General features: G+C 45.3%; 15 protein-coding genes. 6 read left to right on the top strand and 9 right to left on the bottom strand.

Translation table 11 applies throughout. The features are described 5' to 3' along the window. Window positions 1–23 precede the first annotated feature (23 nt). Complete coding sequence (gene cpdB / locus J4N43_RS14175; RefSeq protein ID WP_025768353.1) at window positions 24–1,985, bottom strand: 2',3'-cyclic-nucleotide 2'-phosphodiesterase; 1,962 nt, start codon at window positions 1,983–1,985, stop codon at window positions 24–26. Window positions 1,986–2,260: 275 nt separating this feature from the next. On the opposite strand from cpdB, the gene cobA reads away from it, so the two are divergent. The 5 genes from cobA to cysC all read left to right on the top strand — a co-directional run bounded on the left by cobA (window position 2,261) and on the right by cysC (window position 8,171). Further along, a complete protein-coding gene (gene cobA, locus J4N43_RS14170) occupies window positions 2,261–3,136 on the top strand; it encodes a uroporphyrinogen-III C-methyltransferase (RefSeq protein WP_031780800.1) in 876 nt (291 codons plus the stop codon). A gap of 59 nt (window positions 3,137–3,195) precedes the next feature. After that, window positions 3,196–4,104 (top strand): sulfate adenylyltransferase subunit CysD, encoded by a 909-nt coding sequence (cysD, locus tag J4N43_RS14165; RefSeq protein ID WP_005379592.1) that lies wholly within the window; start codon window positions 3,196–3,198, stop codon window positions 4,102–4,104. Window positions 4,105–4,122: 18 nt separating this feature from the next. Further along, a complete protein-coding gene (gene cysN / locus J4N43_RS14160) occupies window positions 4,123–5,553 on the top strand; it encodes a sulfate adenylyltransferase subunit CysN (RefSeq protein ID WP_047101905.1) in 1,431 nt (476 codons plus the stop codon). 251 nt (window positions 5,554–5,804) lie between these two features. Further along, window positions 5,805–7,529 carry an SLC13 family permease gene (locus J4N43_RS14155; protein WP_047101907.1) on the top strand — a complete coding sequence of 575 codons (1,725 nt, stop codon included), beginning with the start codon at window positions 5,805–5,807 and terminating at the stop codon, window positions 7,527–7,529. 24 nt (window positions 7,530–7,553) lie between these two features. After that, the gene (gene cysC, locus J4N43_RS14150; RefSeq protein ID WP_005379598.1) at window positions 7,554–8,171 is read left to right on the top strand and encodes an adenylyl-sulfate kinase; all 618 of its coding nucleotides are present in this window, start codon (window positions 7,554–7,556) and stop codon (window positions 8,169–8,171) included. Window positions 8,172–8,260: 89 nt separating this feature from the next. Here cysC and J4N43_RS14145 read toward each other — a convergent pair whose 3' ends face one another. From J4N43_RS14145 to J4N43_RS14115, 7 genes are all read right to left on the bottom strand, one after another. Further along, window positions 8,261–9,166, bottom strand: coding sequence for a TIGR03899 family protein (locus J4N43_RS14145; protein ID WP_005379599.1), 906 nt, complete (start codon window positions 9,164–9,166; stop codon window positions 8,261–8,263). A gap of 322 nt (window positions 9,167–9,488) precedes the next feature. Beyond that, window positions 9,489–9,983, bottom strand: a complete 495-nt coding sequence (locus J4N43_RS14140; RefSeq protein ID WP_005379600.1) for a DUF3299 domain-containing protein — start codon at window positions 9,981–9,983, stop codon at window positions 9,489–9,491. 4 nt (window positions 9,984–9,987) lie between these two features. Continuing rightward, on the bottom strand, window positions 9,988–11,247 hold the full coding sequence (locus tag J4N43_RS14135; RefSeq protein ID WP_158159546.1) for an ABC transporter permease: 1,260 nt from the start codon (window positions 11,245–11,247) through the stop codon (window positions 9,988–9,990). Continuing rightward, window positions 11,244–11,972 (bottom strand): ABC transporter ATP-binding protein, encoded by a 729-nt coding sequence (locus J4N43_RS14130; protein WP_053349702.1) that lies wholly within the window; start codon window positions 11,970–11,972, stop codon window positions 11,244–11,246. Before J4N43_RS14130 ends, J4N43_RS14135 begins: the two co-directional genes overlap by 4 nt. A gap of 52 nt (window positions 11,973–12,024) precedes the next feature. Then, entirely contained in the window at window positions 12,025–12,669 is a 645-nt protein-coding gene (gene zrgA / locus J4N43_RS14125; RefSeq protein ID WP_053349701.1) for a zinc uptake protein ZrgA, read from the bottom strand. Window positions 12,670–12,803: 134 nt separating this feature from the next. After that, window positions 12,804–13,103, bottom strand: coding sequence for a DUF2607 family protein (locus tag J4N43_RS14120; protein ID WP_080996830.1), 300 nt, complete (start codon window positions 13,101–13,103; stop codon window positions 12,804–12,806). A gap of 226 nt (window positions 13,104–13,329) precedes the next feature. Further along, window positions 13,330–13,881 (bottom strand): YtfJ family protein, encoded by a 552-nt coding sequence (locus tag J4N43_RS14115; RefSeq protein WP_053349700.1) that lies wholly within the window; start codon window positions 13,879–13,881, stop codon window positions 13,330–13,332. A 215-nt stretch (window positions 13,882–14,096) separates the two neighbouring features. Here J4N43_RS14115 and J4N43_RS14110 point away from each other — a divergent pair, with 215 nt between their 5' ends. Then, window positions 14,097–14,297, top strand: coding sequence for a DUF1107 domain-containing protein (locus J4N43_RS14110; protein WP_005379612.1), 201 nt, complete (start codon window positions 14,097–14,099; stop codon window positions 14,295–14,297). Window positions 14,298–14,367: 70 nt separating this feature from the next. Here J4N43_RS14110 and msrA read toward each other — a convergent pair whose 3' ends face one another. Further along, window positions 14,368–15,006 (bottom strand): peptide-methionine (S)-S-oxide reductase MsrA, encoded by a 639-nt coding sequence (msrA, locus tag J4N43_RS14105; protein WP_053349699.1) that lies wholly within the window; start codon window positions 15,004–15,006, stop codon window positions 14,368–14,370. Between the last annotated feature and the right edge of the window lie 112 nt (window positions 15,007–15,118).

The raw sequence follows: 15,118 nt of genomic DNA, 5'->3' as shown, positions 1-15,118 counted from the left end.
TTAATGTTGCTGTCAAATCAACCTTATTTATTCAGATCGATTTGATAAATTGCGAAACCAATGTCGTCTGTTGACACGCGTTTCATTGGGTATTGTCCTTTCTCTTTGATGAACTGCGCCGCTTTATCGCTAGGGGAGGTTTCGAAACGAATATCTAGCTTGTTATCGGACTTAATCGGTGCGAAAGACCAGTTGTTGTCAGCGCTTGGTGTCACTTCTCCTTTTTCTTCACTCACGCGAGAAATATAAGTGGCGACGACAGAGCGGTTTTCATCTGGTGCGTCAAATGCAATGAAATCTGGGCCTGTACCAGGGAAAGTATTGCTATAAGCACGGTAGTTATTGGTTGCGATGATGAAATCTTGCTTCGGATTGACAGGCTTACCATTGAACGTCAGATTCACAATGCGCTGAGAATCTGGATTAATCACTTTACAATCCGCATCGTACTTCGGCGGTTGGGTAACGTCGATTTGGTAGTTAACCCCATCAATAACATCGAAGTTGTACGTACGGAAATTATCCCAATCAATCAAAGATTGCGGTTTAGGATTGTTGATGTCGATGTGGTTGAATTGACCCGCACTGCACTCTAGCCATTCGCGAACTTCTTTACCTTTCACTTTCATCGCAACCAAGGTGTTTGGATATAAGTAAAGATCGGCCGCATTACGGAAGGTGAGCTGACCGGATTCTACTTCTGTAAAGTTATTCGGATCGTTCTTACGACCGCCGACTTTAAATGGTGCTGCCGCACTCAGTACTGGAATGTCAGAAAGGTCTGGGTCGCCTTGAATAAAGCGTTCTACGTAGTCTTTCTGAGCAAGGTTAACGATTTGAATGGTGGGGTCGTCCTGCACTAATGCCAAGAAGCTGTACATGACATCATTTGCTTTGCCGATTGGTTGGTTTACAAATTCACGAGTGCCTTTGTGATCTTCTTCTAACGCTTTCACAATATCTGCATCGGCTTTAGCTAATGACTTCTTATTTACTTTATCGAAGATAGGGCGTGCTTCTGCTTGGCCTTCGACGACTTGCCATCTGCCGTCTTTCTCTTTCAGCATCAAATCCATCACACCTACGTGACTTCCCCAGCGGCCCGGCATCACGGACGTTACACCATTGATGGTCCCTTTATCTATATCAACACCAGGTAGGTTTGCGAAGTCTTTCCCTGGGAAGACGGCGTGAGAGTGGCCAAAAGCAATCGCATCAATACCTTCAACTTCTGTGAGGTAGTAAACAGAGTTTTCAGCGCCTAGTTTGTATGGATCAGTAGAAATGCCTGAGTGTGGAATCGCCACAATAACGTCTGCGCCTTCTTTCTTCATTTGAGGAATCAGTTTCTCTGCTGTTTCCTTAATGTCTTCAGCGAAGACTTTTCCTTCTAGATTCTTCTTATCCCATACCATGATTTGTGGCGGGACGAAGCCGATGTAACCCACTTTGATTTCGTGGCTTTGACCATCAGTGTCTTTGAACGTGTGCGTTTTAATTAGATAAGGTTTGAAGTAGTGCTCGCCTGTCTTCTTGTCGAAAACGTTAGCACTAACATAAGGGAAGTTCGCACCGTCGATAGAGTTTTTCAGGAACTCAAGGCCGTAGTTGAATTCGTGGTTACCAATGTTACCCACATCGTAATCCAACTGGTTCATCGCTTTGTATACCGGGTGGATTTCGCCAGCGTTAATCCCTTTCGCCGCCATGTAATCGCCCATTGGGCTGCCCTGAATTAAATCACCGTTATCTACTAGTACCGTGTTTTCTGTCTCGGACTTAGCTTGTTTCACTATTGTCGCTGCGCGACTTAAACCGATTTGCTGTGATGGTTGGTCTTTGTAGTAATCGTAATCCATCACGTTGGTGTGAATGTCGGTGGTTTCGATAATACGAAGCTTGATGGTATCGGCCATTGTTGGGCCAGCAAGCGTTAGCATGCCACTTAATACTGCGAGGGAAATAGGATGAACTGCCACTTTCATTTGGTGCTCCAATTCAATGATAAGGGGAAATCGCACTGCGTAATGTATCAAACACAGATGCAACTCGATGATAAAGATACAGAAAACTGTGAACATTAATCAGTTTACTGAACCTTATTCATATTAACCGCCGACTTTTTCACGCTTTTGAATGAGACCAAACAAAAACTTCTTAGCAGATTTTTGAATAAAAAATGAAATTTTAGAATTTCAGGTAATATAAACGCCCCGCCATAATGCTTGCATGACGATATCAATGGACGATGAGCAAGCACATGGCAACGAACGATTCAGTCACTTCTTTTCCTAAACCAAAGCCCCGGTTAGTTTCTGACAACCCAGTCGCTGGTGTTACTCGTTTTGCAAAGCAATCGCTACAGCCTGGTGAAGTCGCCTTAGTAGGTGCAGGACCAGGCGATCCTGAACTTCTGACGGTGAAAGCACTGAACTGCTTGCAGCAAGCTGACGTGGTTTTGTACGACTACTTGGTGTCTGAAGAAATCATGGCATTGATTCCAAGCGATACGATTTTGGTGTGCGTTGGGAAGCGAGCTGGGCATCACAGTGTGCCGCAGGAGAAGACGAATCAGCTTTTGGTGGATTTTGCCAAGCAGGGCTACAAAGTAGTGCGCATTAAAGGTGGGGATCCGTTTGTATTTGGTCGTGGTGGTGAAGAGTTAGAAGTGCTTGCTGATGCCGGCGTTCGTTTTCAAGTTGTCCCTGGCATTACCGCAGCAGCTGGCGCAACCGCTTATGCTGGTATTCCACTGACTCATCGTGATTATGCGCAATCGGCCATCTTTGTGACTGGCCACTTGAAAGAAGAAAGTGATGAGATGGATTGGTCCACGTTGGCGCGTGGGAATCAGACTTTAGTGATCTACATGGGGCTGATGAAATCACACTATATTCAGAATCAACTCATTAAGCATGGCCGTTCAGCGTCGACTCCGATTGCCATTATTGAGCGTGGCACGCAGATTCAACAAAAAGTATTTACGGGAGAACTCTCCCAACTCTCTGATTTATCGAAGGAAGCACAATCGCCATCTTTGATTGTTGTCGGAGAGGTAGTGCGACTGTCTCAAAAGTTAGACTGGTTTTTGTCTAGTACTGAATTCAACAAAAGTGCTATTGCCAACTCCATATAATTTCAGACCAAAGATTAGAGACGTAATGCGCCTTCAAGCTTAAAAAGGAAATACAAAACATGGACCAACAACGTTTAACTCACCTTAAACAACTCGAAGCGGAGAGTATCCATATTATCCGCGAAGTTGCGGCTGAGTTTGATAACCCAGTCATGATGTATTCGATTGGTAAAGACTCATCAGTGATGCTGCACCTAGCGCGTAAAGCTTTTTACCCAGGTAAGATTCCATTTCCATTGCTGCATGTCGACACCGATTGGAAGTTCCGCGAGATGATTGAATTTCGTGATCGCACCGCGGCCAAATACGGTTTTGAGCTTTTGGTACATAAGAATCCAGAAGGTCTAGCCATGGGCTGTAGTCCGTTTGTTCATGGTTCTTCTAAGCACACTGACATCATGAAGACTCAAGGCTTAAAACAAGCGCTGAACAAGTACGGTTTTGATGCGGCCTTTGGTGGTGCGCGCCGCGACGAAGAGAAATCACGGGCGAAAGAGCGCGTGTATTCATTCCGCGATAAGAACCATACATGGGATCCTAAAAACCAACGTCCTGAGCTATGGAAGACGTACAACGGCCAGGTCAATAAGGGTGAGAGCATTCGTGTATTCCCGCTGTCTAACTGGACTGAGCTTGATATCTGGCAATACATCTATTTAGAAAACATCGAGATCGTGCCGCTTTACCTCGCGGACAAACGCCCAGTTGTTGAACGCGATGGCATGCTGATCATGGTTGATGATGATCGTATGGAGCTTCAACCGGGTGAAGTGATTGAAGAGAAGAGTGTGCGCTTCCGTACCCTTGGTTGTTATCCATTGACCGGGGCCATCGAGTCTGAAGCAAACACTTTAACTGGCATTATTGAAGAGATGCTAGTGGCAACGTCGAGTGAGCGCCAAGGCCGAGCGATCGACCACGATCAGTCAGGATCGATGGAGCTTAAGAAACGTCAAGGTTACTTCTAAAGGATCTAAGGAAAGATAATGAACAGTGCAGTTGAAGCTCAATTAGCCGAGCTTGGTATCGAAGGCTATTTAACACAACACCAGTACAAGTCGTTACTTAGATTCTTGACTTGTGGCTCGGTGGATGACGGTAAAAGTACATTAATCGGTCGCTTACTCCATGACTCAAAACAAATTTATGAAGATCAGCTAGCGGCAGTGCATTCAGACAGCCAACGTGTGGGCACCACGGGTGAAAAACCTGACCTTGCGTTGTTGGTCGATGGCTTACAAGCTGAGCGCGAGCAGGGGATCACGATTGATGTAGCTTACCGCTATTTCTCGACGCAGAAACGTAAATTCATCATTGCAGATACTCCTGGACACGAGCAGTACACACGTAACATGGCTACAGGTGCATCGACATGTGACTTAGCTGTGATTCTGGTTGATGCACGTAAGGGCATTCTCGATCAAACTCGTCGTCACTCTTTCATTTCCAACCTGTTGGGCTTGAAGCACTTTGTTGTCGCGATCAACAAGATGGACTTAGTGGATTACTCCCAAGAGCGCTTTGAAGAGATCCGCGATGAGTATCTGAAGTTCTCTGAGAATCTGACAGGGGATATTGATATTCAAATCATCCCGATCTCAGCGCTTGAAGGGGACAATGTGGTGGATAAAGGCCAAAACCTGACTTGGTTTAAAGGCCCATCATTGCTTGAGCTTCTTGAAACGGTCGATGTGGATCAAGAAAAAGGCGCGGGTGAATTCCGCTTCCCTGTGCAATACGTTAATCGTCCTAACCTCGATTTCCGTGGTTTTGCGGGGACCATTTCTTCTGGTTCGATCAAAGTCGGTGATGCCATTAAAGCATTGCCATCGGGTAAAACGTCAACTGTGGCTCGTATTGTGACCTTTGATGGTGATATCGAAGAAGCTCGTGCCGGATTAGCTGTCACTCTGACGCTAAGCGATGAGATCGATATTAGCCGTGGCGATTTGATTGTTCTAGATAATGCTCAAGTGGAAACCACAAACCATTTGCTTGCCGATGTGGTATGGATGACAGAGCACCCCCTGCAACCGGGTCGTGACTATGACATCAAAATCGCAGGTAAGAAAACCGTAGGTCATGTTGAAGCGATTCGTCATCAATATGACATTAATAATCTCTCGACTCATAGCTCGGCAGAGCTGCCATTGAATGGTATTGGTTTGTGTGAATGGTCTCTTAATGAGTCAGTCGCGCTGGACAATTATCAAGACTGTGCAGATACCGGTGGCTTTATCATTATCGATCGTCTGACAAACGTGACGGTTGGTGCTGGCATGGTTAAAGAGAGCCTCGCCGTGGTTGAGCGCGATTTGACGGGCATCTCTGCGTTTGAAGTTGAGCTTAATGCGCTTGTCCGTAAACACTTCCCACACTGGGAAGCAAAAGACGTCAGCCAGTTTCTGAAAAAGTAACTGGCTTACCCAAGTACGATAATTTCAGGCTCTGTCTGCTGTTGTACTTGGGGCGTCGCTACCTAACTGAATTGCGAAATGTCGTTAGGTATTCTCCTAATACCAGAATGCTTCGGTGGAGCCCAAGAAAACCGAGCATTCTGATGTTCTTTTCGCTTGCGCTGATTTTTGTCTGTTTACTCGTTTGTCGGTGTTTCATGGATAAATGAGTCGTTGTTGTGCCCTTTGGGGCTATTTGGTAAGGAAAGGCTATGTGGGAACAAGGGTTTGTGTTAGCGATTTTGCTTGGCATTATCACTTGCTTGCTTGTCACGAAAATTAAGCCTAGTTACGTCTTTGCGGGTGCCGCTTTTATTGCATTCATGGCTGGGATGATGGATTCAGCCACTATCGCATCCAATTTTACCAACTCTTCATTGTTAACCCTGGTTCTATTGATTCTTGCATCCTGTGCTCTAGAAAAAACACTGCTGATCAGTTGGGTGAGCCGAAGTATCTCTGAGGGTCAGTTAGGCAGCGTGATTGCTAAGCTCGGTGTGTCGACCGCCTTGCTTTCTTCATTTACGAATAATACCGCTGTGGTTGTCTCATTGATTGGGGCGATTAAGCGTAATCAGCAGCATGCACCTTCGAAATTACTTATTCCCTTGTCTTATGCCGCCATTTTTGGTGGCACGTTAACTTTGATTGGTACGTCGACTAACTTAATCATCAACAGCTTTGTCGAAGACGCAGGCTTACCGAGCCTGAGCTTCTTTACACCTACGATGATAGGTTTGGCTGTGCTGGTGGGAGGGATGCTGATTCTTATCCCACTGAGCTACTTGCTACCGAATTATGATGATCAAAGTCAAGAAGATTTACCTTACTTTCTTGAGTCTCGCGTTGAGCCAGGCTCACCGCTAGTTGGGCGTACGATCAGCGAGAATAATTTACGTGCGCTGCGCAAACTGTTTCTTGCAGAAGTGGTGCGCGATGGTGTTACTGTTTCTTCTGTGGGACCGGATTTTGTGCTCAATGCAAAAGACCGCCTGTTATTTTGTGGCGATGTTGAGAGCGTCGCGACCCTGCAAGAAATTCCGGGCCTCAAGTTGTTTGGTCAGCAGCACTTAAATGGGCAAAACTTTATCGAAGTTGTGGTGAGCTCGTCGGCGACATTTTGCTACAAAACCCTCAAAGAGAGCCGATTCCGCGACCGATTCGATGCCGTTGTTGTGGCGATTCGCCGAGGCCACGAACGCCTAGAAGGTGGCTTGGGTAGTATTACCTTAGCGCCTGGGGACACGTTAGTTCTGGTTCCAGGAAAGCGTTTTGAGTCTGAACGCCGAGCTCATCGTAAAGAGTTTGTTTTAGTGCATGACTTGGACTCTAGCGCTCGGCTTGATACGAATAAGTCTTCCATTGTATTACTGGGCTTTGCAGCCGTAATTGGATGCGCTCTATTAGAGTTAGTACCGATTATTAAAGGTCTAGCTGCGTACCTTATCGCGCTTATTGCGTTTGGTATTGTGCAGATTTCAGAACTGCGCCGCCGTTTTCCGATCGATATCGTCGTGATTGTCGGTTCCGCTTTGTCTATTGCTCAACTGATGATCTCTTCTGGATTGTCAGAAAGAATGGGAGTGATGTTTATTGAAGCGTTTAATGGCTGGGGAGTATTTGGTGCCTTGGTGGCGACTTATATCATGACATTGGTACTCACTGAATTGGTGACAAACAATGCCGCGGCTGCGCTTTCTTTTCCTATCGGCTATAGCATGGCGGTGGGTTATGGCGTGGATCCGATGCCATTCATCATGGCGGTTTTGTTCGGCGCGAGTGCGAGCTTTATCTCTCCCTACGGTTACCAAACTAACCTGCTGGTGTACAGCGTAGGAAATTACAAATTGACCGACTACGTGAGAATTGGAGTGCCAATTTCGATTGTGTACTCTGTATTAGTACTTACTTTGATCCCGGTCTTTTTCCCGTTTTAATTCCGATATTTACAAGGATACGTTATGACTGCCGAAACGACGGTAAAAGATGAAAACATTGTTTGGCACCAGCATTCGGTTGATAAACAGTTTCGTGCTGAATTAAAGAAGCAAAAACCTGCCGTATTGTGGTTCACTGGCTTATCTGGAGCGGGTAAATCAACCGTAGCGGGGGCGTTGGAAAATCGCCTTGCAGCATTGGGTTACCACACCTATTTATTGGATGGTGACAATGTACGACATGGTTTGTGTAGCGATTTAGGTTTTTCTGAACAGGACCGTCGCGAGAACATTCGTCGTATTGGTGAACTGGCGAAGTTGATGGCAGATGCGGGTTTAATTGTTCTGTCGGCGTTTATTTCACCGCATCGTGCAGAGCGGAAGTTAGTGCGCGATTTATTGCCAGAAGGCGAGTTTATCGAAGTGTATGTCAATGCATCTCTAGAGGTTTGCGAAGGTCGAGATCCTAAGGGTTTATACCGTAAAGCCCGTGCGGGAGAGATTCCTAATTTCACTGGTATTGATTCGGAATATCAAGCGCCAGAGAACCCTGAAATCGATTTGCCCGCGGGAGAAAAGAGTGTCGATGAGCTGGTGGATTTGTGCTTAATCGATCTTAAACAACGCGGTGTGATCCGATAAAAAAGCATTTAGATCATAGGTGACCTAAAGCTCTTTGAGCAGCTGGAGAAGTATTTGGATCATAGGTGATCAAATGCTTCTCAAGCTGGCTAGACGGTATGATGAACCGTACTTTTAGCTTCACTATGGACACTAAATCTATGATTTAACAGTGCAAGCATTTGATCGTAGTATTCGGCATGTGGTTTGTTTCCGAGCAAGGTACAGAGCTCATTGCCTGTGGGTGTGAAGCGGTAATATAAAAGGCGGACACCTTTACTGTTTACGTTCAGTGACAAGTTTTTACCTTGGTAGGTGAGGACCAACGGTGTTTCGATACTAATTTCGCCAGATTCAAGTTCGGCACTGTGCAGCAGCCCTAATTCAATTAAGAGCAACAAGCTTGAATACGGCAGTTGAAAACTTCCCATATTTAGGCTGTTAGCGACGTCTCGCTTGCCGAAGCTAAATATGCCTCCTTGGGCTTTGTAACCAATCAGCAGTTTTCTGCTGTGATCCCCTCCAAAACTGCACGCTAAAGAGGCGGCTCTTTGCAGAGTTTGTGCTTCCTTTGGTGACATATCCTTGAGGGTTTTCAACGCTTTCATGGACGTTGAACCCGGATTGGTCACTTCACGCTTCATCACTTGAGCCCATAGCTTTTGCATCGCGCTGTTATGGATGTCTTGAGCCATCTCAAAAAATCGATGCAACCAATCTTGGTCTGGCTCTCCCGCTGTCTCATCTCGGCATGAACTGTGCGCTAATTTTAAAATCTGTTCTAAGTTTTTTTGTCGCTGTTCTTGGCGTCGTTGCTCTCGCAATTGGGCTCTTTCAAACGCAGATTTGGCTGGCGGTTCGGTTTGCAGTAAGGCGTCAAGACCGTGTATTTGGGCTATGGTTTTTACCTTACTAGCACTGTCTTTTATGTAGCCTTGTTTCTTTTCTTGTTGCGTATTTTTTTTTGTGTCTGACTGATGTTCGATGACAACAGGTTGCTTTGTCGGGTCTGCCATTCGTTTTCCTACCAAGAACTGCGCGGTTCGCACGTTTAAATTTACACCTTATCTGACCAAGCGACCAGACAGGAGTTCTCAGTTTTTGAACGAATAGGGCTATTCAAAATGATAATGAGTTGTTAAAATTGTTATCGTTATTTTGGAGGGGCTATGAAGTTCTCAGAAGCAGGTAAACTCAAAAAGCACCTGTCGATAGCGTTTCTTTTGGTTATTTATGTGGGCGTGTTAGCGTATTTATCTCGTTATATCGTGTAGCACAAAGCTAAAAAAGGCGCCAGTGTGACGCCTTAGGTGTAGCGAGGCTTATCGACGACTTAAATTACATATCGTCGTAGGCTTCTATTTCTGATCCCTCAATAACGTAAGCCGTTTCTGCCAGTTCGTGGTTTATCGTCTCGGTTTTCAACGTTCCAACCACATATATAACATCCCACAACTCTTGAACAGGCGCGCCTTTCGGAAACTTCACGTAAATGATCTGGTTTGGAGGCGGTGGTGGCACGTGAATACAAGCTCCAAAATATGGCACCAATAAAAATTCGGTGACGGTATCGGCATCACCTTCAAGTGGGATAACAAACCCCGGAATTTTAACTTGGCTTCCGTTCAGTTCTGGTCGAACGTTACCAATCTTGGACTGCTGGGCTGCGCCACCACTGTGATCAGATGCGGGCATGCCTATACTGTCGAACAATTTACGCTCTTTTTCTGGAACAAGGTCAATCCAGTCAAGCTTTAATGGTTCTTCGCTGGCCATAACAGGCGCTGTGAATGCGACGACCAGCAAGCAACTTGCGAGTATTTTTTTCCACATTTTATTAAATCCTTATTGTCATTCCGTCACTCAGTGACTGTCGGTAGGCGCGGAGTGCGGGAATGAAACCAATCACAATACCAGCGCATTGTACGAAACCTAATAGCATCCACTCATAAGTAGATAAGATGCTTAAGGTGAGATGTATTCCATAGTGCTGTTGGATGATCGGCTGCGCGATAGCAAGAATGGCATACAGCCCAGTAACGCCAGTAATAATACCAGCAGCAGTAAGCAAGTTGGCTTCACTAATTAAGAGTGAGAAAACATGACGAGGCCTTGCTCCCATGGCACGCAAAATCGCCATTTCACGGCGGCGTTCCTGTAGGCTAGTTAATAGACTGCTTAACATACCTAACAACCCTGCGATCACGACAAAACCAGATACTGCCATTAGGGCTTGCTCTGCAACCGACATCATTCCCCATAACTCATGCAACGCAACGCCGGGCATAATGGCGCTGAGCGGCTCTTTGGGGTAGGTGTTAATTTGTCTTTGCAGGGCGAAAGTTTGAATACGAGATTTCAAACCAACGAGCATAGCGGTAATTTGTTTGGGCTGAAAGTCTCTGTTTTTGAGATCTTGTGCCTTGGGTGTCGGGCCCAAACGCGCACCACTTTCCCATCCGACGTGAATGGCTTCGATGGCTTCCAATGATACATGGACAGTTTTGTCGACTGGTGTTCCTGTAGGTGCAAGGATACCGACAACTTTAAATGGCAGATTGTCATGACGGCTAAAGCCAACGTCGCTAATGCCGTGGGCAATGATGATTTCGCTACCGATATCATAACCAAGTTGTTTAGCGACATCAGAACCTAGCACGGTTTCAAATAAACCATTGAATTCTCTACCCTTGCCAAATGTTAGTGGTTGCTTACTTCCAAACTTGTAATGCTCAAAGTAACTGTGATTGGTTCCCATAACTCGGAAGCCTTTATGCGAGTCGCCAAGCGAGATTGGAATAGCCCAATCGACTGAACGATGATTGGCAAACTCTTGGTAGCTTTTCCAATCGATGTTGTTGGTCGCATTACCAATACGAAACACAGAATAGAGCAATAGGTTCACTTGCCCAGAGCGTCCACCAATAATGAGGTCTGTGCCTGAAATTGTATTGGCGAAGCTATCCTTGGCTTGAGTTCGGATACGCTCGACGCCCAAGAGGAGTACCACAGAAATCGCAACGGTCATGATGGTTAGAATTGCCGTCGCTTTGCGGTTCATCAAGCTTTTCCAGGCGAGCTTTACAACAGCACTCATGATATGGCTCCTAGGCTAGATACTTGATTAATGTCGGGTAGATTGAGCGTGCGATCGAATAAGGGTTCGAGTGTTGGGTCGTGGCTAACGAATACCAGTGTGGCATTGGCTTGATTCGCTTGCTCCATAAGGAGCTCAATAAATGCTTTACGATTGTCATAGTCTAAAGCTGAGGTTGGTTCGTCAGCGATCACTAACTCTGGATGTCCTATCAGAGCTCGAGCCGCAGCCACACGTTGTTGTTGACCAATACTCAATTCAGAGACAGGGCGTGTATGAAGCTCGTTTGGCAAGTGCAGTCGTTCTAGTAGGGCCTGAGCCTGTTCATTTAACGTTTGAGATGAGGCACCTAAATGGGCACGGTCACGTCGTATTTTACTGAACTGACATGGCAATAATACGTTTTCAAGTACGTTAAGGTACGGCAATAAATTGAACTGTTGAAAGATGTAGCCAATATGATTGGCGCGAAAGCGGTCTCTCTGACTGGCACTTAAACTAGCAAGGTCAGTATCGAGTACAGATAGAGAGCCTGAAGTTAATGTGTTAATCCCCGTCAACAAAGCGAGCAAGGTCGATTTACCGCAGCCACTTGGACCTTTGATAAACACATGCTCGCCTTGTGTAATGTGTAATTTGGGGATGCGGATGGTTGCGTTGGTTGAACCGGGCCAGAAAAATTGGGCATCCTCTAGCTCGACAACATTTGGTGTGGTTTCAGTCATATTAAATCACCAAAGCTGTGGCGTGTAAGTGGGTACTTACACGCCACTCGTGTTATTTGATTACGATTTGGGTGTTATCTTTGCTTAATTTAATTGCTGATTGCATGGTATCAGTGAATATATTGACGCTGATGGACTCTGTAGTTGGGAATTGGTTAAACCAATCGGTTTGGATTTGGCTAAGCTGATTAACTTGTTCGCAACTGAAGCGATATTGCACCGAAAATTCACCGTGACCGCCATGATCGTGCGCCTCATCATGATCGTCATGGTGGTCATGTTTATCATTATGATCATGATGTTCGTGCCCTTCATGATCGTGATGTGCATGGTCATCATGGTCGTGCTCACTATGATCATGTTCCTCATGAGTTTCGCTTAGGTTGTGGCTCACGTAAGCTTCTTCAATATTACAATCAGCTTGTGAGTTAATAGCGAACAATGCGTTGCTGTCTTCGAGTGTAGCGACGGCTTGTTTAAGCGCTTGCTCTTGTTGCGCGTTTTCTGGAGCATGCTCGAAACCCACAACATCAGCTCCAGGAGCTGTGATCTCTACTAACAGATCTTTGCCATCTTGGGCGATATTAAACTCGACGTGACCATGCACATGAGCACCATGCTGGCGGTATTCGTTTGCATTCGCTGCTGTCGATAAAGTGAGGCCAATAGCAAGGGCTAAAACGTGTTTTGATGACATTGTATTTTTCCTAATTTTACTGGCATTAACCAAAGGCGGTATTGCTCAGATTCGAGTTTCACTAAGTTATTGTTCCCTGACACACTAGGTGCGGGAATGAACTCAATAATTTTGAGTGTGGAATAGTTTGGAAATTAAGCAAAATAAGGAGGGGCACGAGCAGCGCCAAGAACTTCTTCGCCGTACACGAGATGCAAAAAAACATGATGATGCTGGGCGCGCGTAAAAGTCGGTGTAGAGAGGGTAGGTTGTACCTTTGCTATACCGTGCTGAACACCAGAAAATAATTGGCAATGATGATGGGTATGATGGTCGGGCGTCAGATCGACTTGATGGAGTACAACCGCAAAGTTCCAAGCGATCAGCAACGCAACACTGAAAAATAAAGCAGTGCGATACCAATATCTTAGTGGTTTTTGCTGGTGGTGGTACATCTGAGCTCCTCTTACCGACTGTTATAATATAACACCCATAATGAATAAAAGTTCACTCTTTTGTTGGCTAGCAGAAAAATTTAACTCCACACATACGTGCCGAAAAATATTGGTAATACTCTCTGTGGAAGTGTCGCACTTATAAAGAGCAGAGTTGTCACTGCCCATGCTTCTAATCAAATTCATATAGCTCCTTACAACAAGAACAAGGAGCCATTCAATGAAGCTAGATGTTCTGTTTAATAAGCTCAATGACTTTTGTTATCTCATCTTGCTCAAGTGCGCCCTCTTTGACAAACAGAACTTTGCCCGTTTTGTCTTGAACAATAATGGCCGAGCTTTCTTCTTTCAGGTCCCAAGTATTAGCAACTACGCCATTTTCATCAAGAACCATGGATGACCAAGGAAACTCTTTTTTGCTGTCTTGAGCTGAAGACTTCACGAACGAGCCTGTCCCCCAAATTGCATCATCTTGGTTGATGATAGTCGTGGTCTGGTAGCTTTCTTGTGGAAAATTTGCCGCTGTTATTGCCGACATTAAAGGGGCATTCATCTCTTTTGAACTGCTACGGCCTGCGATGGCTTGAATAACACGAACTTTGCCTTGCATATGTTGAGTTGCCCAGGGTTGGTATGCAACGCCTTCGCCTTGTAAAACAATCTCGCCGTAAGCGGCAACATTGACAGGAGGAACGCTTTTTCCTACTGACAAGTTGTGTGCAAAGGTCAAGCTTGGCGTTAAGGCCAGTAGTAGAGCTAGGAGAGTCTTAGTTTTCATATTGTTATATTCCGTACGAGGTTTGGAAGCTTCCAGTATATATCCAGATCTTAGAAATTTGTAGGACCGTTTATAACATTTATTTAACGTATGGGGTGGTGTAATCTTGCGTTATATTTAGAATTTGCTAAAATGAGTTCCGTCGCAAATTGCGCATTAAGATTGCAGAGGAAAAATAAGCAATCCGTGTTTTCTCAAAGGAATTGAGGTGAGTTATGCTACGTGAGTTTGCTGTATATCGACCATTACAAGTGGCCCGTTTTGTTAAAACGTTGTTCAAAGGTCAGTTTTTTATTGTCGGGGTTGGTTGTTTTCAGTTCGACAATGGCAAAGTGTTACTACCTGACGTCAACGATCATAAAAGGCTCACCATCTTTAAAGAAGTCAACCAAGTGATAGCATCATTATCGGCTTAGTTAGCTTGGTACCCACTTAGATTTAGAAAAGAGCGACCATATCGGTCGCTCTTTTTGTTGCTGGTTAGGTTTATCCTTGGAGGCTTAGTGGGAAGCAAACTCCCGTTCCTCCGATGCCACAGTAACCATCAGGGTTTTTCGCCAAATATTGCTGGTGGTAGGTTTCCGCAAAGTAATACGGACCTGCTGGTTGTATTTCGGTGGTGATGTTCGCGCGTTGCTCTTCTTGCAGTGCTTGTTGATACAAGAGTTTCGATTTCTCTGCGCTCTCGAGTTGCTCCGTCGAATAAGTGTAAATTGCAGAACGATATTGAGTACCTAAGTCGTTACCTTGACGCATTCCCTGAGTTGGGTCGTGTTTTTCCCAAAAAACAGCCAGTAGCTTTTCTAATGAGATGACGCGTTCATCGAAAACGACTCGTACGACTTCTGTATGACCCGTTTTACCTGTACAGACCTCTTCATAGGTGGGATTGGGTGTGTAACCCCCAGCGTAACCGACCGAAGTGGATACAACGCCGTCGAGTTGCCAAAATACGCGCTCAGCGCCCCAAAAACAGCCCATTCCGAGCAAAATCTGCTGTTGGTGTGACGTCAGAGGCGCCTTTAGGTTAGATTTATTTACAAAATGATGATCGTCAATCTGCATTGGTTGATCTCTACCTGGCAAGGCATCTTCTATACTGATCAATGTTTGTTTGTTGAGCATGGTATTTGTCCTTCAATACGTGTCTTAAATTTGCGAACTTTTTCATTTCGTCTGTATCTGATGCTGTGATGACATAGACCGCGTTAAACCTATTAATATTACAGACTTAGAA

The sequence above is a fragment of the Vibrio sp. SCSIO 43009 genome, assembly GCF_023716525.1.
Lineage (GTDB): Bacteria > Pseudomonadota > Gammaproteobacteria > Enterobacterales > Vibrionaceae > Vibrio > Vibrio alginolyticus.
Note: the sequence above shows the minus strand (reverse complement) of the source record. Positions and strands in the feature narration are given on the sequence as shown.